Source organism: Amycolatopsis sp. NPDC098790 (assembly GCF_044759945.1).
Lineage (GTDB): Bacteria > Actinomycetota > Actinomycetes > Mycobacteriales > Pseudonocardiaceae > Amycolatopsis.
Window position 1 is genome coordinate 2,387,861 of record NZ_JBIWAI010000002.1, and the last position, 17,207, is coordinate 2,405,067.

Genomic DNA, 17,207 nt, shown 5'->3' on the forward strand with positions numbered 1-17,207 from the left:
CCACGCGGTGCTCCGACGGCGGATCGGGAATGCGCCAAATCAGGCTAAGAGGAAGTGATCGGATGAGTCAAGCGTGAGCGCATCACCAGCGCCGCGACGTGGTAGGAACACGGCTCCGCACCGCGGTTGGCGTACGAATGCGTTGCGTCGGCCGGGAAGTAGAGCGAATCCCCCGCCGCCAGGACGTACTCCGCCGAGCCGACGCCCAGCCACAACGTCCCCGCCTCGACCACGACGAACTCGTGCGAACCCGCCGCGTACGCCGGGAAACTGCCCGCGTCGCACCCCGGCGGCAGCGTGGTCCGGATCCATTCGAAGTTGACGCCGGGGACTACCGGCGTCAGGACCGTGCGGTGCCAGCCGCCCGGTTCCGCGACGTGGTCCTGCTCCGCCGCGCGGCGGACGATCACCCGGTCCGCCTCCAGGTCGGCGAGCAGCCGCGACAGCGACAGGCCCAAGCCGTCGGCTACGCGGGACAGCACCACCACCGTCGGCGTCTTCTCGCCGCGTTCGATCGCCGACAGCATGCTCACGCTCACCGCCGCCCGCGCGGCCAGCGCGCTCAACGCCCGGCCGCGGTCGGCCCGCAGGTCGTGCAGGCGGCGGCCGAGGGCGACGGGGTCGATCATTCCCCTATGATACCCATTATGTCCACTATCGAGGAAGCCAGTGACGCCGACGCCGAAGGCATCGCGGCGGTCTTCGCGCCCTACGTCACCGATTCGGTCTTCACGTTCGAGACGACACCGCCCACCGCGGACCAGTGGCGCGCGAAGATCAGCGAACTGCCGTTCCTCGTCCTGCGCGGCACGAAGGTCGACGGCTTCGCGTACGCCTCGCCGTGGCGCCCGAAGCCCGCCTACCGGCACACGGTCGAGACCACGATCTACCTCGCGCCCGAAGCCGCCGGGCACGGGCACGGCCGCCGGCTGCTGGACGAACTGCTCGAGCGGTGCGCGAAAGCCGGCGCCCGGCAGGCGATCGCGGTCGTCGTCGACTCCGGCAACCCCGCGTCGCGGAACCTGCACCGCGCGGCCGGCTTCACCGACGTCGGCGTGCTCCGGCGCGTCGGGTTCAAGCACGGCCGGTGGCTCGACACCCTCCTGATGCAGCGCGAACTCGGCTGACCGTCGGGCAGGATGCGCGCATGGACACCGAAGCCGACCTCCTCGAAGCGGCGCGACGCGCGGACCGCGGCGCGTTCGACCGGCTCGTGCGGCCCTACCAGAGCGAGCTGCGCGCCCACTGCTACCGGATGCTCGGTGCCCTGCACGACGCCGAAGACGCGCTGCAGGAGGCCCTGCTCGGCGCGTGGCGCGGGCTGGCCGGGTTCGAGGGGCGCAGCTCGGTGCGCGCGTGGCTCTACCGGATCGCCACGAACGCCTGCCTGCGGCTGATCAAGCAGCGTCCGAAACGCCTGATGCCGCGCGACTTCCACCCTGCGGCGAGCCCCGGCGACCCGCTGGCCGACCCGGTCGACGGCGAGGTGTTCGTCGAGCCCTACCCCGAAGACGACTGGGACCCGCAACGCCGCTTCGAACTCCGCGAAAGCGTGGAACTGGCGTTCATCGCGGCACTGCAGCACCTGCCCGGCACCCAGCGGGCCGTGCTGATCCTGCGCGAGGTGCTCGCGTTCTCCGCGGCGGAAGTCGCCGACGCGCTGGGCACGTCGGTCGCTTCGGTCAACAGCGCGCTGCAGCGGGCGCGCAGGACCCTCGACGAGCACGCGCCTTCGCAGAGCCAGCAGGCGACGTTGCGCGCCCTCGGCGAGGACGCGCAACGCACGCTGGTGGCGGACTTCGTCGCGGCCTGGGAACGCGCGGACGTCCCGGCGCTGCTGCACCTGCTCGCCGAGGACGCCCGCTTCACGATGCCGCCGCTGCCCGCCTGGTTCGACGGCCGCGACGACGTCGCCCGCTTCCTTTCCGGCAGCGTGTTCGCGACGCCGTGGCGGCTGGTGCCGGTCCGGGCCGCCGGCCAGCTCGCGTTCGCCTGCTACCAGCGCCACCCCGACGGCGTCTTCCGCATCGGCTGCGTGAACGTGCTGACGCTGCGCGGTGACAAGATCGCGGAGATCATCGGCTTCCTCGACCCGAAGATGTACGCGGGCTTCGGCCTGCCGGAGACGCTCCCCTAGCTCGTCCAGAGACGCAGTTTCTCGGGGTTCCGGACGACCCAGATGTGCCGGATCCGGTCGTCCGCGACGTCGAACGCGAACACCGTCACGGTCACGCCGTCCTCCACGGCCACCAGCCCGGGGCGCCCGTTCACCGTGCGCTCCACGAACGCCGTGGCGGGGGGCCGGCGCCGGGCCAGCTCGACCCAGGCGGCCGCGATCCGCTCGGCACCTTCGAGGGGGTGCAGGAACGTCGTGGCGAGACCGCCGCCGTCCGCGGTCGCGGTGGCGGCGGGGTCGAGCAGGCCGATCAGGGCGTCGATGTCCTTGGCCTCCCACGCCTGCTTGAAGTCCCGGACGATCACCGCCTGCCGTGCGGCCGGGGTCGCCGTGCCCCGGGCCGCGCGGACCCGGCGGCGGGCCGAGGACGCCAGCTGACGGCACGCCGCCGGCGTCCGGCCGACGATCTCGGCGACCTCCGCGAACGAGTGGCAGAAGACGTCGTGCAGGACGAACGCGACGCGCTCGGCCGGCGTCATCGACTCGAGCACGACCAGGAAGGCCATGCCGACCGACTCGTCGAGGGTGACCCGGTCGGCCGGGTCGCCGCCCTGGTCCTCGGGCACCGGCTCGGGAAGCCAGTCGCCGACGTAGGTCTCGCGCCGGGCCCGGGCCGAGCCGAGGACGTTCAGGCAGACGCGGCCGGTCACCGTCGTCAGCCACGCGCCCGGCGACACGATCGCGTCCCGCCGGTCCGGCGCCAGCGCGAACCAGCGGGCGTAGGCCTCCTGGACGGCGTCCTCGGCCTCGGCCAAGCTGCCCAGGAGCCGGTAGGCGATGTTGAGCAACGCGCGCCGCTCGCCCATGACCGGGTCCGGAGTGGTCATCGTGCTCCCTTCGTCGTCACCGGTACGACCGGGCAGCGCCCCGGAATGTGAGGCCTCACGTTTCGGCCGGCTGCGTTGTCGAACCCTCCGAAACCGATCCGACCACGTTCTGGAGCCAGCATGACCACCTTCGCCGAGCCCGCCCCCGCCGGAACCCTGGAGCGCGCGGCCGCCGCGTTGACCGCACACGGGTTCGCCGTGGAGATCCTCGACGACGCCGCCGCCGCGCGCATCCGCGTCAAGGAGCTGGTCCCGGCGGGGGCCGCCGTGTTCACCGGGTCCAGCGAGACCCTCCGCCGGTCCGGCATCGAGGACGACCTCAACGCGACCGGGAGCTACGAGGCCATCCGGCCGCGGGTGCTGGCCATCGACCGCGCGACCGGCGCCGACGAGATCCGGCGGCTGCTCGCGAGCCCGGACGTCGTCGTGGGCAGCGTCGCGGCGGTCACCGAAACCGGTTCGCTCGTGGCCGCTTCGGGCAGCGGAAGCCAGCTGCCCGCGTACGCCGGGGGCGCGGCCCAGGCGATCTGGATCGTCGGTGCGCAGAAGATCGTGCCCGACCTGGAGACCGCGCTGCGCCGCGTCGAGGAGCACTGCCTGCCGCTGGAAAGCGTCCGCACGCGGGAGGCTTACGGGTGGCCGAGCGCCGTCAACCGCCTGCTGGTGCTCAACGGGGAACCGCGGCCGGGACGCGCCACCGTGCTGTTGCTGCGTGAGGCGATCGGGTTCTAGCGGGACTTGGCGCGCAGGTGGAGCCGCTCGCCCTGTTTGCCGAACAGGCTGAGGATCTCCGCCGGCCGCCCGACCGCGCCGAACCAGTGCGGCAGGCGCGTGTCGAACTCGGCCGCCTCGCCCGGCCCCAGCGTCATGTCGCGGTCGGCCAGGATCAGGCGCAGCCGGCCCGACAGGACGTAGAGCCACTCGTAGCCCTCGTGGACCTGCGGGTCGGGCTCGCCGGTCTCCGGTTCCAGGATCATCTTGAACGCCTGGGGCGCGCCGGGCTGGCGGGTCAGCGGCAGGACGGTCATCGTCGCGCCGTTGCTGCGCGGGAGGCGGCGGGCGGTCAGCCGGACCCGCGGGTCGCCGACCTCCGGGGCGCCGACCAGCTCGTCGAGGGGTACCTGGTGGGCCTGCGCGATCGGCAGCAGCAGCTCGAGGCTCGGTTTGCGCTGCCCGGACTCCAGGCGGGAGAGCGTGCTCTTCGAGATGCCCGTCGCGGCCGAGAGGTCGGCCAGCGTGACCCGCCGCTGCGTGCGGACCCGCTTGAGGCGGGGGCCGACCTCGGACAGGGCCTGGGTGATCGCGTCGGTCATGCCTCCAGGAAACGCGCTCGTTGCGAAAACGGCAACATTTGTTGTCGGATTCGCGAAGCCGGGCTCATGGTGGCGGCATGACCGAAAACAGCTATGACGTCCTGGTGGTGGGTGGCGGCGCGGCGGGTCTGAGCGCCGCCCTGATGCTGGGCCGGGCGCGGCGGCGCGTCGCGGTCGTCGACGGCGGCTCGCCGCGCAACGCGCCCGCCCAGCACATGCACGGATTCCTGTCCCGCGACGGCCTGCGGCCGTCCGAACTGCTCAAGATCGGCCGCGAGGAGCTCGCCGGCTACGGCGTCGAGGTCCTCGACGACCGGGTGACCCGGCTCGACGCGGGCTTCACGGCCGGGCTGGCGAGCGGCCGCGAGCTGACCGCCCGGCGCGTCCTGGTCGCGACCGGCGTCCACGACGACCTGCCGGACCTGCCCGGCCTGCGCGAGAGCTGGGGCACCGACGCGGTGACCTGCCCGTACTGCCACGGTTACGAGGTCCGCGACCAGCCGCTCGGCGTCCTCGGCACCGAGCCGCTGAGCGTCGAGCACGCGCTGCTGGTGCGCCAGTGGTCGCCGGACGTCGTGTACTTCCCGCACACCGTGCCGCTGTCCGAAGAGGACCGCACCCGGCTCGACGCGCGAGGTATCCGGATCGTCGACGGCACCGTCACGGCGGTGCGGCGCTCGGACGGGCACCTCGACGGGGTCGAGCTGGGCGCGCGGTTCGTCCCGCGGGTGGCGTTGTTCATCCGCACGCGGACGGTGCCGCACGACGACCTGCTGCGCGGCCTCGGCTACGAAGAGACCGACGCGATGGGCAAGACGAACGTGCCGGGCGTGTGGGCGGCAGGCAACGTCGTCGACGCGCGGGCAACGGTGATCATCGCCGCGGCCCAGGGCGCGGCCGCCGCGGGCGCGCTGAACCACGACCTGGTGGCAGAGGACGTCGAGCGGGCGGTGAACGCGTTCGGCGGCTTCACCCCGGAAGCCGAGCGCGCGGCCGCGGCGGCGCGCTGACCTCCTGGCGTCCGGCGGCCGGACGTGCCAGGCTCGGCCGGTGCGTCCGACCCTGTACGACTTCGCCGGCGGCGACCCCGCGTTCCTCGCGCTGGCCACCGCCCACCACGAGCGGTGCCTGGCCGATCCCGAGCTGAACCACCCGTTCTCGCACCCGGGGCAGCATCCCCGGCACGTGGAGCGGCTGGCCTGGTACTGGGCCGAGGTCATGGGCGGCCCGCCGCGGTTCTCCGCCCAGTGCAACGACCACTCGGCGATGCTGCGGATGCACGCCGGCAACGGCGACATGAGCGACCTCGGCCGCCGGTTCGTCGACTGCTTCGTGCGCGCCGCGGACGACGCCGGCCTGCCCGCCGATCCGGAGTTCCGCGCCGCGCTGCGGTCCTACATGGAATGGGCGGTGGCGGAGGTGCTCACCTACCCCGGCCCGGCGACGGAAGTCCCCGGCGGGCTGGCGATGCCGCGCTGGTCGTGGACGGGCTTGCAGCCGGTGTAACGCCCGGGCCGGCGGCGACGTCTTGCAGGCAACGACCGGCTGTGGAGGTCCGTCGCAGAGCCGGCCCCGGGCGCGTTTCCCCCAGCCCGCCCCGGGCCGGCTCGTCCACGGCGTCCGAAACCCGCCTGCGCCTCCCCCGGCGCCGGGCCAGACTGGCGGGCATGCTCCTCGATCGTTTTCTGCTCGCCGCCAAGGGTTTCGAACACCACCTCCGCGCGGTGCCGCCCGCCGGCTGGCACGCGCCGACGCCCTGCACCGACTGGGACGTCCGCGCGCTGGTGAACCACATGACGCGCGGCAACCTCAACTACATCGGGTTGCTCCACGGCGCCACCCGCGAGGAGTTCCTGGCGCTGCGCGACGCCGACGCCCTCGGCGACGACCCCGTGACCGCGTTCACCGAGTCGGTGCGGGCCTGCGCGCGGGCGTTCGCCGAAGAGGGTGCGCTGGACCGGGTCGTCGACTACCCGCTGGGCGAGCTGACCGGACGGCGGGCGCTGGCCGTCCGCACCGCCGACAGCACCGTGCACACCTGGGACCTCGCCCGCGCCCTCGGCGCCGACGAAACCCTCGACCACGGCCTCGTCGCGTGGATCGACGAGAGCTACGACGACATCTTCGCGGGCCTGGCGCTCAACTCCCGCGTCTTCGCCGACCCGCCGGCCGGCGCGCCCACGGCGTCCCGGCAGGACCGGCTGCTCACGCGCTTCGGTCGCGATCCCCGCCGGCCGCGCACCCCAGCCGCGCCGCCAGCTCGGTGAGCGCCTGCCCCAGCGGCAGGTCCACGCGCAGCGACGCGTGACGATCGCCGCGCGTCTCGCCGCGGTTGACGATCACCACCGGCTTGCCCGCGGCCGCCGCGTGGCGGACGAACCTCAGGCCGGACATCACCGTCAGGGACGAGCCCAGCACCAGCAGCGCGCCGGCCTCGTCGACCAGCCGGTAGCACTGCTCGACACGCGGCCGCGGCACGTTCTCGCCGAAGAACACCACGTCCGGCTTGAGCACTCCCCCGCACGCGACGCACGGCACCGGCGTGAACCGGCGGACGACGTCCTCGGGCAGCTCGACGTCGCCGTCCGGGTTGATGCGGGTGGCCGCGCCCCCGAAGTCCGGGTTCGCCGCGCGCAGCCGCCGGTCCAGCTCGGCGCGCGGGCTCGTGCGGCGGCAGTCCAGGCAGATCACCCGGTCGAGGCTGCCGTGCAGCTCGATCGCGTCCGCCGTGCCGGCCGCCTGGTGCAGGCCGTCGACGTTCTGCGTGATGACGCCGCCGAGGTACCCGCCGTCACGCAGGGCGGCGACCGCGCGGTGGCCGTCGTTCGGGTCGGCGCGGGCGATGGTGCGCCAGCCGAGGTGGCTGCGCGCCCAGTACCGCTGCCGCCCGTCGGCGCTGGTGACGAACTCGTCGTAGGTCATCGGCGTGTGCTTGCGCAGGCTGCCGGACTCGCCGCGGTAGTCGGGGATCCCGGACTCCGTCGAGAGCCCGGCCCCGCTGAGCACGGCGACCTCGCGCCGCGCCACGACGTCGGCGAGCTCGTCGAGGCTCGAGGTCCGGGGCAGCGGCGCGTCCGGGGACGTCCAGGTCAGGGTGGGGCGGGTCCGCACCAATCCAGGGTACGTGGGTGTAACGCGACGCCGCGTGCGGCAGACTTCCCGGTGTCGGGGTGCCCTGCGGGAAGGAAGCGCGTGAGCTGGCAGTTCGGCCCGTACCGCGTCGAGTCGCTGATCGCCAGGGGTGGCATGGGCGAGGTCGTGCGCGCCTACGACTCCCGCCACGACCGGGTCGTGGCCCTGAAGCTGCTGGCCCCGGAGTTCGCGGCCGACCGCGACTTCCAGGAGCGGTTCCGGCGGGAGGCGCACGCCGTGGCGCGGCTGCGCGAGCCGCACGTGATCCCGATCCACGCCTACGGCGAGATCGACGGGCGCCTCTACCTCGACATGCGCCTGGTCGACGGCGACGACCTCGGCAGCCGGCTGGCCGCCGGTGGCGCACTCGCCCCGGCCGAGGCGGTCGACGTCGTCGGGCAGGTCGCGCAGGCGCTGGCGGCCGCGCACGCCGAAGGCCTGGTGCACCGGGACGTCAAACCGTCGAACGTGCTGGTCGGCGCCACCGGGTTCGCCTACCTCGTCGACTTCGGCATCGCCCGCGCGGCCGGGCCCGCCACCGGGATCACGGCGACCGGCGGCGCGGTCGGCACCCTCGACTACATGGCGCCCGAGCGTTTCACCGACGCGCCCGCCGACCACCGCGTCGACGTCTACTCGCTCGCCTGCGTGCTGCACCAGTGCCTGACCGGCAGCAAGCCGTTCACGGCGACGACGGCCGCGTCGCTGATCGGCGCGCACCTGCACCAGCCGCCGCCGCTGCCCAGCGCGCTGCGGCCCGGGCTGCCCGCCGCGTTCGACGGCGTGATCGCGCGGGGCATGGCGAAGGACCCCGCAGCGCGCTTCGGCAGCGTGACGGAGCTGGCGGACGCCGCCCGCGGCGCGCTCGGCGGCACCAGCCCGGTGCACGCCGCCGCGCCGCCGACCCGCCAGGGCACCCGGCTGGCGCCACCCCCGACGGCCCCGGCGCCGAAGCGGCCGTCGAAGGCGCCGTGGCTGGTCGCCGGGGTGGCGCTGCTCGCGCTCGTGGCCGTCGTCGGGTGGTTCACCGTCCTGAAGCCGTCGTCGCCGGCCGCTTCCGGCTCGACACCACCTTCGACACCGCCGTCGACGACGTCGTCCCCGGCGCCGTCGGTGACCGCCCCGCCGGTCACCACGACGCGGACGAGCGTCCGGACGTCCGTCGCCACCAGCGTCGCGAGCAGCGCGGACCTCGGCCTGGCGACGGCACTGAGCACCCCGGCGTGCGACGGCTCGTTCGTCGTGATCCTCGGTTCGGCCATCACCCCGGCCCGCTACCGCGCCGACGTCCAGCGGTTCCTCGACGCCCACCCGGGCGCCGGGTACCTGCACGCGCCGAGCACGGGGTGCGGCTCGCTGCGGCACGAGGTGAACGGCGCCGACGTGTACGCCGTCTACAGTGGACCGTACGGCACCAAGGACGCGGCGTGCGCCCACCGCAGCGGCGGCGCGTACGTCAAGCGGCTGGACAACACGACGTCGTCGGCGCAGGTCGTCAACTGCTGACCGCGTTCCACACGGATTCGGCGTCCACAAAGGACTTGAGCAGCGCGGTCAGCCGCGGGTCGCCGCGCCCGTTGAGCGCGTCGGAGGCGATCCGGCGGGCGACCCCGGCGAGGAAGTCCGCGACCTGCACGCGGGCGTCGGACCGCGAGTCGACGAACCGGACGCCGGCCAGCCGGTGCCCGAGCGTGGCCTTGAGCTGCAGCACGCGCTCGGCGGTCAGGGCCAGCTGTTCGTCGTGGACCAGGGCGACCGGGGTGCCGCCGGTGCTGAAGTGCCGGACGGTGTGGCTGACCGCGGGCACCAGCGGATCCAGCACCGGGACCAGGCCGGGGTCGGTCGCCAGCCGGACGCGGTAGTCGGCCACGCGCTCGCCGCCGTCCTTGAGGCGCCCCAGGATTTCGCCGGCTTCGCCGGGGACGGCGGCGAGTTCGCCGGCGAGCGCGAAGAATTCGGCGGGTGACGTCGTCACGCCGCGCCGCGGCCGGAGCCGCAGCACACTGGTGAACGCGGCCAGGAAGTACGGCCAGCGCTCGGCGCCGAACGCGGCCGGGCCGGCGCGGTGGAGGGTGCGTGCCATCGCGTCGGTGCCGTCCTCGGCCAGCAGCGTGACGGCGGCCCGCACGGCGAAGAACGTCTTGTCGGTCAGGTGGACGTGCCCGCGGCCGGCGAGCGGGCCGCCGGGGTCGAGCAGCCACTCGAGCACCGGCCGGTGCTTGGCGCGCAGCAGGTGGTTGGCCTTGTACTCCTCGGCGGGCGAACCGATCCGGGCGCGGATCTCGGCCACGCAGGCGGAGGCGGCCTCGGGCGTCAGCCGGACGCCGGCGTGGGCGAAGACGTCCGTTTCGCCGCCGACGAGGTTCTCGCCCTCGGAGCCCGACTCGTCGCAGGCGATCTCGACCGGGCTCACCGGTCCGATGGTGCCAGAAGGGCAGCGCGGCGGCGACCGATTACCCGGCTGTCACGGTTGGGCCACGGTGGCTAACGACCATGCCGGGTCCGGTGACTTGCCGGTGGTAGGGGTTCCCGGGGAGGCGCCGATGGCCACGAACGACCGGCCGGCCCGGCTCGCACTGACCGCGGCGGTGCTCGTGCTGCTGCTCGGTGGGGCCGGAGTGCTGGTGCAGCACCGGTTTTCCGCGTCGGCGAGTCCGGCTGGAACGGTCGCCGGGATCGAGGTCGACGCACCCGCCGGCACCCGCGTCTCGGTGCGACCCGCGCCGGAACCGGCCGTCGCGCCGTTGACGCGCCGGATCGGCGGTGGCGCGGACCTGGCTTTCGACGGTCCGGGGCCGGTGCGGGTCCGGATCGCCGTGCCCGCGGCGCCGCCGGCCGGGTTCGCGCCGGTCGTCATCGGCGGGCGGACGCTCGTCCCCGCGGTCTACGACGCCGGGAGCATCGTCGCGGACCTGGCCCGGGGTGGTCCGTTCTGGGGCGGGCTGCTCGACTTCGCCGCGCTGGGCCGCGAGGTCCGGCCGGAACCGGCGGCCCGGCCGGCCTGCACGGGCCGCTCGGCCGGTTCCGACGGCGTGGTGATCGCCCTCGGCGACCCGGCTCCGGCGGCACCGCTGGTCCCCTGCGTCACCGCCGGTGGTGGCCGCGCGAGCGTCACGTTGACGTCGAACGCCCGCGTGCCCTACCGGATCACCCCGCCGCGGGGCTGGCCCGACCCGGCCGCCCGGATGACCACCACGGGCCAGCCGTCCGGCCGCCCGCGGCAGCGCGACCTGCTTTGGCCGGGCGGCGCCGTGACCTACGACGTCCCGTTCGGCCGGCTTCCCGGCACCCTCCGCGGCCAGGCCGAGCCCGGTCCCGCGATCGGCACCGCGCTCGCCGCGGCCACCCACCGCCTCGCGGCCCTGTTCGGCATGACCGACGCCGCCGGGCCCGCTCCGGAGGTGGTGGCCTGCGCCGCGGACGCCGGCGCGGCGCACTTCTCCGCGGACCGGCCGGAAGCCGCCGTCTGGGCCGCGCTCCCGGCGTGCCACCCGGCCGGCGGTGACGTGGTGCGCCGGTTCCTCGCGCCCGGGATCGGGCCGGTGACCGGCGGGCTCGCCGCCGGCCCCGCGTTCGAGGTCCCGGTCACGACGAGCCGTGCCGAACGCTTCACCCAGACCGTCGAATATCGGCCGCGCGCCACGACGACCCGGGCTGCCGGGACCTGCGGCGCGGTGTCCGCGGTGACCGGCCGCCACGACGCGTACCGCTGCACGAGCGCCGGCACGACGTACGACCCGTGCTTCGCCGTGCCGGGAACGCGGGTCGTCTGCCCGGTCTCGGCGGTGAAGGCCGTGCTGCTGACCTACACCGCCGGGCTGCCCGCCCCGCCGGAGCCCGGCGGGACGGCCGAGGTGTTCCTGCTGACGCTGGCGGACGGCCGGCAGTGCGCGGCGGTCGCGGACGCCGCCCGGTTCGCCTGCGCGGACGGGACCGTCCTGTCCGGCGCACTGGACACTTCGGGTCCATTGTGGACGATCGGCGGGTTGACCGTCGCGAAGGCGTACACCTAGGTGTGCTGTCCGGGGAGCGCTACCGCGCCGACGGCGCGGCCGGGATGGCTGACCGCAGTTGCCGTCCGCAGCACAGCCCGACCCGCACCTGGTCCGGTCGATCGTGCGGCCGCGGTGGGGCTGGGCCCGCTTGGCGGCGATCATGAGCGTCTTGGCCGCTGCGGCCGGTCACCTCGACTCGGGACGACGTCCCCGGACATCACACCTAGGTCAGCTTGATCTTGCCGTTGGCGACGGTGACCGTCTTCTTGTCGAGCGCCTTCGACGCCGGGCCGTTCGCGACCGAGCCGTCGGCGATCTTGAACTTGCTGCCGTGGCAGGGGCAGTTGATGGTGCCGTCCGCGACGGCGTCCACCGTGCAGCCCTGGTGCGTGCAGACCGCCGAGAAGGCCGCGAACCTGCCCGCCGCCGGCTGGGTCACCACCACCTGCTTGTCGGCGAACACCTTGCCGCCGCCGACCGGGACGTCGGCGGCCGCGCCCAGCTCCGTGCCGCCCGGTGCCGCGGGTGTCGGGGCGGCCGGCGGCGGGGCTGTACTGCCGCCGTAGGTGCTGCAGCCCGCCACCAGGCCCGCGCCGGCCGCCGCGATCGCCGTCCGGCGGGTGACCGCCGGGTCCGTGTCGTCGTTGCCCACGATCGCCCCCTTAGAAGGTCAAGCCGGATTGGGTGAAGAACCACAGCGACGCGGTCAGCCAGAGCCCGACGAGCCCGGTGAACACGAGCCCGCCGAGGACCGGGAGCGACCAGCCGGGCGCGCCGTGCTTGCGCAGCAGCAGCATCTTCGCGACGAACGCGCCGTAGAAGAAGCAGCCCAGCAGCGAATGCAGCAGCACGCGCGTGTCGAACGACTGGAACCCCAGCGCGTAGAGGCAGTGCAGCGCCACCGGGATCGAGACGAGGAACGCCAGCCGCCCCGACCAGCGGTGCACCGGCGACACCCACGCCGGGACGGTCCGGCCGAGCTTGCCGTACATCGCCAGCGCCGACAGCAATTGCACGACCGCCAGCACGACGACGACCGTCGCGAGCCACGCCTTCACCGACATCGGGCTCGAGAACCCGGCGACGTTCACCGCGACGCCGGTCGGCGTGTGCAGACTGCCGTAGACGCCGAGCACCACCGAGACGACGGCGCCGACGACGAGTGGCACGAGGAGCGCGGCCGCGGCGCGGTTGCCCGCCGTGGTCATCAGAAGTCACCGTTCCCGGTGAGGCCGCTGACCGGCTCGGCGGTCACGGGCGCACCGTCGACGGTCGCGGTGCCGGCCGCCGCGTCGAGCGCGGGGGCGGCCGCCGAGTCCTCGTCCGTGGTGAGGACGCCGACCTGGCTGCCGTCGGGCTGCACGATCCAGCCGACCTTCGCCGGCTTGCCCTTGACCTTGGGTGCCGCGCGGTAGAGCCCCGCCGGCTTCTTCGCCGTGGGCGCGGTGAACTGGAAGGTCCTGCCGGACGCCGTCACGGTCCCGGTGACCGCGGCCGCGTCGAAGCTGCCCGTCAAGGTGGCGTCCTTCGCCCCTTTGAGGTCGAGCTTCCCGCCGACCGTCACGCCCTGCAGCCAGGCTTCGACCTTCTTGCCGTCGCAGAGGTAGGCGATGGCGTGGCCGTCGCGCACCGACACCGCAACGGACGCGCCGCCGCCGGTGACGCGTCCCGCGTAGTCGGCCCGCGCGGGCGCATTCGCTTGGGGTGCTTCGGTTTTCGGCGCTCCGGCCTTCGGAGCTTCCGCCGTTTCGGACGGCGCCGCCGTGGCGGCCGCGTTGGCGGCTCCGGCGACCGGCGCGACGCCCGTCCCGGTAGCCAGGTTGACGATCCCGATCCCGCCGGCGAGCACGACACCGGCGAGCAGTGTGAACAACGGCCCCGGATGTTTCATGGTCTTCCCCGCATTCCCCTAACCCACCACCGTGCCCATAACACGGAAGTCGGGGCGAAACGGCTCAAACGCTACGCGCGGAAAAGAGGTATCGCTTAGCCCCCGCAACCGGTTGGGCCGTGGTTGACTGGCGGCATGCTGCCCTGGGACGGCGACCTCGCCGGCCGGCTCGACCGGCACACCGTCACTTCCGCACTGCTGCGCGGCAACCCGCTCGGCGACCCGCACGAGCGGCCGCTGTGGGTGTACGTCCCGCCGGGCTACGACGACGGCGACGGGCGGTACCCGGCGGTGTACGTCATCCAGGGCTACACCGGGCACCTGTCGATGTGGGCCAACCGGACGCCGTTCCGCCAGCCGTTCGTGGAGACGGCGGACGCGGTGTTCGCGAACGGCGCACCGGGTTGCGTCGTGGTGTACGTCGACGCGTGGACGGCCTACGGCGGCTCGCAGTTCGTCGACTCGCCGGGCACGGGCCGGTACCACTCGTACCTGTGCGACGAGATCGTCCCGTGGGTGGACGAGCACTACCGGACGATCCCGGACCGCGAGTCCCGCGCGATCGCGGGCAAGTCCTCGGGCGGCTTCGGCGCGATGATCACGCCGATGCTGCGCCCGGACCTGTTCGGCGCGCTGGCGACGCACGCGGGCGACTCGCTGTACGAGCTGTGCTACGTCCCGGACTTCGGCAAGGCGGTCCGCGCGCTGCGGCACCACGGAGGCGACATCCGGCAGTGGTGGGCGGACTTCCGGTCCCGTCCGGCGTTCACGTCCCCCGACGACCCGACGCTGCTGCAGCTGCTCGGGGTCTCGGCATGCTTCTCGGCGGGTGCGGACGGCACCCCGGAACTGCCGTTCGACCCGGCGACGGGGGTGATCCGCCCGGAGGTGTGGCAGCGCTGGCTGGACTGGGACCCGGTCCGCATGGTGCCGTCGCGGGCTTCGGCGGTGAGTTCGTGGCGAGCGGTGTGGATCGACGCGGGCACGAGCGACGAGTACTTCCTCGACGTGGGCGCGGAGGCGTTCCGGGCGGAGATCCTCAAGGCGGGGCTGCCGGAGGACCGGATCCACTTCGAGCTGTTCGAGGCGGGCCACGCCGCGATCGACTACCGGTACCCGTTGTCCTTGGCCTGGCTGGCCGGAAAGCTGGCGCGGTGAACGTCACCGAAACCGACCTCGCCCTGCCCGGCGGGCGCACCCTGCACGTCTACGACACGGGCAACCCCGCCCGGCTCACCGTCCTCTGGCACCACGGCACGCCCAACCTCGGCGCCCCGCCCGGACCGCTTCTCCCGCTCTCCGAATCCCTCGGCGTCCGGTGGATCTCCTACGACCGGCCCGGTTACGGCTCCTCCACGCCCGTGCCCACCCGGACCGTCGGGGACGCCGCCGGGTGCGCGGCCGCCGTCGCCGATGCCCTCCACGTCGATCGCTTCGCCGTCATGGGTCACTCCGGGGGCAGCTCGCACGCCCTCGCCACCGCCGCCCTGCTGCCGGACCGCGTCGAAGCCGTCGCGAGCCTCGCCGCCGTTGCCCCCTTCGGGGCCGAGGGCTGGTTCGACGGGATGGCCGCCGCCAGTGCCGCTTCCCTGCGGGCTGCCGCCGACGGCCGGGACGCCAAGGAAAAGCACGAAGCCTCCGCCGAGTTCGATCCCGAGGTCTTCACCGAAGCCGACTTCGCCGCTCTCAACGGGTCGTGGTCCTGGCTCAACGACGTCGTCCGGCCCGCGCTCGGGGCCGTCGGGCTGATCGACGACGACCTCGCCTACGTCACGCCGTGGGGCTGCGATCCCGCCGCCATCACCGCACCCGTCCTGCTGGTGCACGGCGAGGACGACCGGATGATCCCCGCCACGCACGGCAAGTGGCTCGCCGGAGCGATCCCCGGCGCCGAGCTCCGGCTCTCCCCCGGCGACGGGCACATCTCCGTCCTGAGCCACGCCGCCGACGCGCTCACCTGGCTCGCCGGTCAGGACAGCAGCGACAGCGACGCGACGACCGGCGCCAGGTAGAGCGCCGGGAAGGCCAGGTGCCCGTACGACCGCGCGCGGGCCACCGTGACCAGCGCGCCGAGGAAGTACAGCACCAGCCCGATCGCCGCGGCGATCCCGATCGGCGTCCAGAACAAGCCGGCGACCAGGCCGGCCGCGCCGGCGGCCTTCGCCGCGCCGAGCCAGTTCCACCACGCCTGCGGCACGCCGTAGGAGGTGATCGGCTCGACGACCCACTCCGCGCGGGTGAAGACCGAGACGGCCGAGAAACCGACGAACGCGGCGGCGAACAGGGTGACGATCACGTAAGCGAGGGACATCGGAACTCCTTCGAGGGGCGCGGACGCCGGGATTCGGTGTCCGTCACCCCCACGACTCCGCCGGCCGCGACGATGTGACCGGCCGTGACGACCGTCACAAATCGAGCCGCAGCACGATCTCCCCGTGGTCGACCTCGCCGGTCGGCGCGAACCCGTACTTCCGGTAGAACGCGCCGGGCCCGTCGTCGCCGGGCTGGTGGCTCGTGAGCAGCTCGGTCGCGCCGCCGGCCCGCACCAGCGCGACGACCTCGTCCAGCACCGCGCGGCCGATCCCGCGGCCCTGGTGCCGCCCGTCGACGAGCAGCCGCCACAGGAAGTACGGCCCGAGGATGCCATCCCGGCCGGGCGGGACGTTCCAGCTGAGCATCACGAACGCGACCGGCTCGCCGTCCGCGTAGACGGCCCGGTACCAGGGCTCGGCTTCGGGCGTCGCCGCGGCGTCGTCGAGGGACTTCGCCACCGACGCGACGAACCGCTCCTGGCCGGGCCGCACGCGCAGGGCGCACACCGCCTCGCGGTTGGCGTCGGTGATTTCGACCAGGCGGATCGAGGTGGTCACAGCGCTCCCGTCGGGGTGGGCACGCGCACCTCGCCGGGTGTCCGGTCCGGGCGCAGGCCGCGCCACGACGTGTGGCGCAGCCGCAGGTCGGGGGTGACCCGGCGGTGGACGACCTCGCCGACGAGGTCCGGCTCGACCCAGTGCGCGCCTCGGGCGCGGTCGCGCGGCACCTCGGTGCCGAACGGGCACCGCGTGCGGGCCAGCGGCGCCAGAACGTCGCGGAGGTGGTCGAGCGCGTCGTCGGTGAACCCGGTGCCGACGTCGCCGATGTAGACGAGCGTGCCGTCGTCGTCGAAGCCGCCGAGCAGCAACGCGCCGAGGGTGCCCGCGCGGCGGCCGGCGCCGGTCCGCCAGCCGCCGACGACCACTTCGCGCGTCTGGGTCAGCGCGTGCTTGGTCCACGCCGGCGAGCGGGTGCCGGGCAGGTAAGGCGCGTCCAGCCGCTTCGCGACGACGCCCTCGATGCCGTGCTGGGCCGCCGTCGCCAGCAGCTGGTCCGGCGCGATGTCGGCGCGGGTGTACCAGGGCGGCACGACGAGCCGGCCGTCGGCGGGCCGGACCAGCTCGGACAGGAGCTCGCGACGCCGTTCGTACGGCCGGTCCAGCAGCGACTCGGCGCCGATGCGCAGCAGGTCGAAGGCGAAGTAGACGACCGGGACCTCGGCGCGCAGTTTCGCCGTCGGCTCGTGCATGGCGCGGCGCTGCATCAGCTCGAACTCCGGGCGGCCGGCCGCGTTCAGCGCGACGACCTCGCCGTCGAGCACCGCCGGGCGGCCGCCGAGCGCGGGCGCGAAGACGTCCTGCAGCTCGGGGTAGCGGTGGGTGTGGTCGCTGCCGCTGCGGGCGGTGATCCGGGCTTCGCCGGTGCCCGCGACGCGGGCGCAGCCGCGAAAGCCGTCCCACTTCCACTCGTAGCCGTGCAGGTCGTCGTCCGGGAGGGTCCCGTCGACGGCCAGCATCGGCGCCACCGCGTCCGGCACCGTCCCCATCGCTCCAGTGTGGA

At 74.1% G+C, this 17,207-nt stretch carries 21 protein-coding genes; 10 read left to right on the forward strand and 11 right to left on the reverse strand.

Annotation, left to right across the window (positions count from 1 at the left end):
* Nucleotides 1-44: 44 nt before the first annotated feature.
* Nucleotides 45-629 carry a cupin domain-containing protein gene (locus tag ACIQWX_RS24765; protein ID WP_400875353.1) on the reverse strand — a complete coding sequence of 195 codons (585 nt, stop codon included), beginning with the start codon at nucleotides 627-629 and terminating at the stop codon, nucleotides 45-47.
* Nucleotides 630-647: 18 nt separating this feature from the next.
* On the opposite strand from ACIQWX_RS24765, the gene ACIQWX_RS24770 reads away from it, so the two are divergent.
* Nucleotides 648-1,127: a GNAT family N-acetyltransferase gene (locus tag ACIQWX_RS24770; RefSeq protein ID WP_400875355.1), complete on the forward strand. Its 480-nt coding sequence runs from the start codon at nucleotides 648-650 to the stop codon at nucleotides 1,125-1,127.
* Between the two features lie 20 nt (nucleotides 1,128-1,147).
* Nucleotides 1,148-2,137: a sigma-70 family RNA polymerase sigma factor gene (locus ACIQWX_RS24775; RefSeq protein WP_400875358.1), complete on the forward strand. Its 990-nt coding sequence runs from the start codon at nucleotides 1,148-1,150 to the stop codon at nucleotides 2,135-2,137.
* Here the strand turns inward: ACIQWX_RS24775 and sigJ are convergent.
* On the reverse strand, nucleotides 2,134-3,003 hold the full coding sequence (sigJ, locus tag ACIQWX_RS24780) for an RNA polymerase sigma factor SigJ (RefSeq protein WP_400875361.1): 870 nt from the start codon (nucleotides 3,001-3,003) through the stop codon (nucleotides 2,134-2,136). The genes ACIQWX_RS24775 and sigJ overlap by 4 nt on opposite strands.
* A 120-nt stretch (nucleotides 3,004-3,123) precedes the next feature.
* On the opposite strand from sigJ, the gene ACIQWX_RS24785 reads away from it, so the two are divergent.
* Nucleotides 3,124-3,735 (forward strand): LUD domain-containing protein, encoded by a 612-nt coding sequence (locus ACIQWX_RS24785; protein ID WP_400875363.1) that lies wholly within the window; start codon nucleotides 3,124-3,126, stop codon nucleotides 3,733-3,735.
* Here ACIQWX_RS24785 and ACIQWX_RS24790 read toward each other — a convergent pair.
* Entirely contained in the window at nucleotides 3,732-4,316 is a 585-nt protein-coding gene (locus tag ACIQWX_RS24790) for an XRE family transcriptional regulator (RefSeq protein WP_364615146.1), read from the reverse strand. The two genes, ACIQWX_RS24785 and ACIQWX_RS24790, sit on opposite strands and share 4 nt — an antisense overlap.
* 77 nt (nucleotides 4,317-4,393) lie before the next feature.
* On the opposite strand from ACIQWX_RS24790, the gene ACIQWX_RS24795 reads away from it, so the two are divergent.
* The 3 genes from ACIQWX_RS24795 to ACIQWX_RS24805 all read left to right on the forward strand — a co-directional run bounded on the left by ACIQWX_RS24795 (nucleotide 4,394) and on the right by ACIQWX_RS24805 (nucleotide 6,583).
* Entirely contained in the window at nucleotides 4,394-5,326 is a 933-nt protein-coding gene (locus ACIQWX_RS24795; protein WP_400875367.1) for an NAD(P)/FAD-dependent oxidoreductase, read from the forward strand.
* 40 nt (nucleotides 5,327-5,366) lie between these two features.
* Nucleotides 5,367-5,822 (forward strand): group II truncated hemoglobin, encoded by a 456-nt coding sequence (locus tag ACIQWX_RS24800; RefSeq protein WP_400875369.1) that lies wholly within the window; start codon nucleotides 5,367-5,369, stop codon nucleotides 5,820-5,822.
* Nucleotides 5,823-5,983: 161 nt separating this feature from the next.
* Nucleotides 5,984-6,583: a TIGR03086 family metal-binding protein gene (locus ACIQWX_RS24805; protein WP_400875371.1), complete on the forward strand. Its 600-nt coding sequence runs from the start codon at nucleotides 5,984-5,986 to the stop codon at nucleotides 6,581-6,583.
* Here ACIQWX_RS24805 and ACIQWX_RS24810 read toward each other — a convergent pair.
* Entirely contained in the window at nucleotides 6,522-7,427 is a 906-nt protein-coding gene (locus tag ACIQWX_RS24810; protein WP_400875374.1) for an NAD-dependent protein deacetylase, read from the reverse strand. The genes ACIQWX_RS24805 and ACIQWX_RS24810 overlap by 62 nt on opposite strands.
* Before the next feature lie 81 nt (nucleotides 7,428-7,508).
* Between ACIQWX_RS24810 and ACIQWX_RS24815 the strand changes: the two genes are divergently transcribed.
* Nucleotides 7,509-8,954 (forward strand): serine/threonine-protein kinase, encoded by a 1,446-nt coding sequence (locus tag ACIQWX_RS24815; RefSeq protein WP_400875376.1) that lies wholly within the window; start codon nucleotides 7,509-7,511, stop codon nucleotides 8,952-8,954.
* Here ACIQWX_RS24815 and ACIQWX_RS24820 read toward each other — a convergent pair.
* A complete protein-coding gene (locus ACIQWX_RS24820; RefSeq protein ID WP_400875379.1) occupies nucleotides 8,944-9,861 on the reverse strand; it encodes a DUF3800 domain-containing protein in 918 nt (305 codons plus the stop codon). The two genes, ACIQWX_RS24815 and ACIQWX_RS24820, sit on opposite strands and share 11 nt — an antisense overlap.
* Before the next feature lie 130 nt (nucleotides 9,862-9,991).
* On the opposite strand from ACIQWX_RS24820, the gene ACIQWX_RS24825 reads away from it, so the two are divergent.
* Nucleotides 9,992-11,461 (forward strand): hypothetical protein, encoded by a 1,470-nt coding sequence (locus tag ACIQWX_RS24825; RefSeq protein ID WP_400875382.1) that lies wholly within the window; start codon nucleotides 9,992-9,994, stop codon nucleotides 11,459-11,461.
* A 205-nt stretch (nucleotides 11,462-11,666) separates the two neighbouring features.
* Here ACIQWX_RS24825 and ACIQWX_RS24830 read toward each other — a convergent pair whose 3' ends face one another.
* From ACIQWX_RS24830 to ACIQWX_RS24840, 3 genes are read right to left on the reverse strand one after another with little or no spacing between them, the layout of a single operon-like run.
* Nucleotides 11,667-12,095, reverse strand: a complete 429-nt coding sequence (locus tag ACIQWX_RS24830; protein ID WP_400875384.1) for a Rieske (2Fe-2S) protein — start codon at nucleotides 12,093-12,095, stop codon at nucleotides 11,667-11,669.
* Between the two features lie 10 nt (nucleotides 12,096-12,105).
* Nucleotides 12,106-12,651, reverse strand: coding sequence for a DUF6529 family protein (locus tag ACIQWX_RS24835; RefSeq protein WP_400875386.1), 546 nt, complete (start codon nucleotides 12,649-12,651; stop codon nucleotides 12,106-12,108).
* Complete coding sequence (locus ACIQWX_RS24840; RefSeq protein ID WP_400875389.1) at nucleotides 12,651-13,334, reverse strand: hypothetical protein; 684 nt, start codon at nucleotides 13,332-13,334, stop codon at nucleotides 12,651-12,653. Before ACIQWX_RS24840 ends, ACIQWX_RS24835 begins: the two co-directional genes overlap by 1 nt.
* Before the next feature lie 135 nt (nucleotides 13,335-13,469).
* Here ACIQWX_RS24840 and ACIQWX_RS24845 point away from each other — a divergent pair, with 135 nt between their 5' ends.
* The gene (locus ACIQWX_RS24845) at nucleotides 13,470-14,492 is read left to right on the forward strand and encodes an alpha/beta hydrolase-fold protein (protein ID WP_400875392.1); all 1,023 of its coding nucleotides are present in this window, start codon (nucleotides 13,470-13,472) and stop codon (nucleotides 14,490-14,492) included.
* Nucleotides 14,489-15,346 carry an alpha/beta fold hydrolase gene (locus ACIQWX_RS24850; RefSeq protein WP_400875395.1) on the forward strand — a complete coding sequence of 286 codons (858 nt, stop codon included), beginning with the start codon at nucleotides 14,489-14,491 and terminating at the stop codon, nucleotides 15,344-15,346. Before ACIQWX_RS24845 ends, ACIQWX_RS24850 begins: the two co-directional genes overlap by 4 nt.
* Here the strand turns inward: ACIQWX_RS24850 and ACIQWX_RS24855 are convergent.
* The 3 genes from ACIQWX_RS24855 to ligD all read right to left on the reverse strand — a co-directional run bounded on the left by ACIQWX_RS24855 (nucleotide 15,304) and on the right by ligD (nucleotide 17,193).
* Nucleotides 15,304-15,645 carry a DoxX family protein gene (locus ACIQWX_RS24855; RefSeq protein WP_400875398.1) on the reverse strand — a complete coding sequence of 114 codons (342 nt, stop codon included), beginning with the start codon at nucleotides 15,643-15,645 and terminating at the stop codon, nucleotides 15,304-15,306. The two genes, ACIQWX_RS24850 and ACIQWX_RS24855, sit on opposite strands and share 43 nt — an antisense overlap.
* A 94-nt stretch (nucleotides 15,646-15,739) precedes the next feature.
* Nucleotides 15,740-16,204, reverse strand: coding sequence for a GNAT family N-acetyltransferase (locus ACIQWX_RS24860; protein ID WP_400875401.1), 465 nt, complete (start codon nucleotides 16,202-16,204; stop codon nucleotides 15,740-15,742).
* Nucleotides 16,201-17,193, reverse strand: coding sequence for a non-homologous end-joining DNA ligase (gene ligD, locus ACIQWX_RS24865; RefSeq protein ID WP_400875404.1), 993 nt, complete (start codon nucleotides 17,191-17,193; stop codon nucleotides 16,201-16,203). Before ligD ends, ACIQWX_RS24860 begins: the two co-directional genes overlap by 4 nt.
* Between the last annotated feature and the right edge of the window lie 14 nt (nucleotides 17,194-17,207).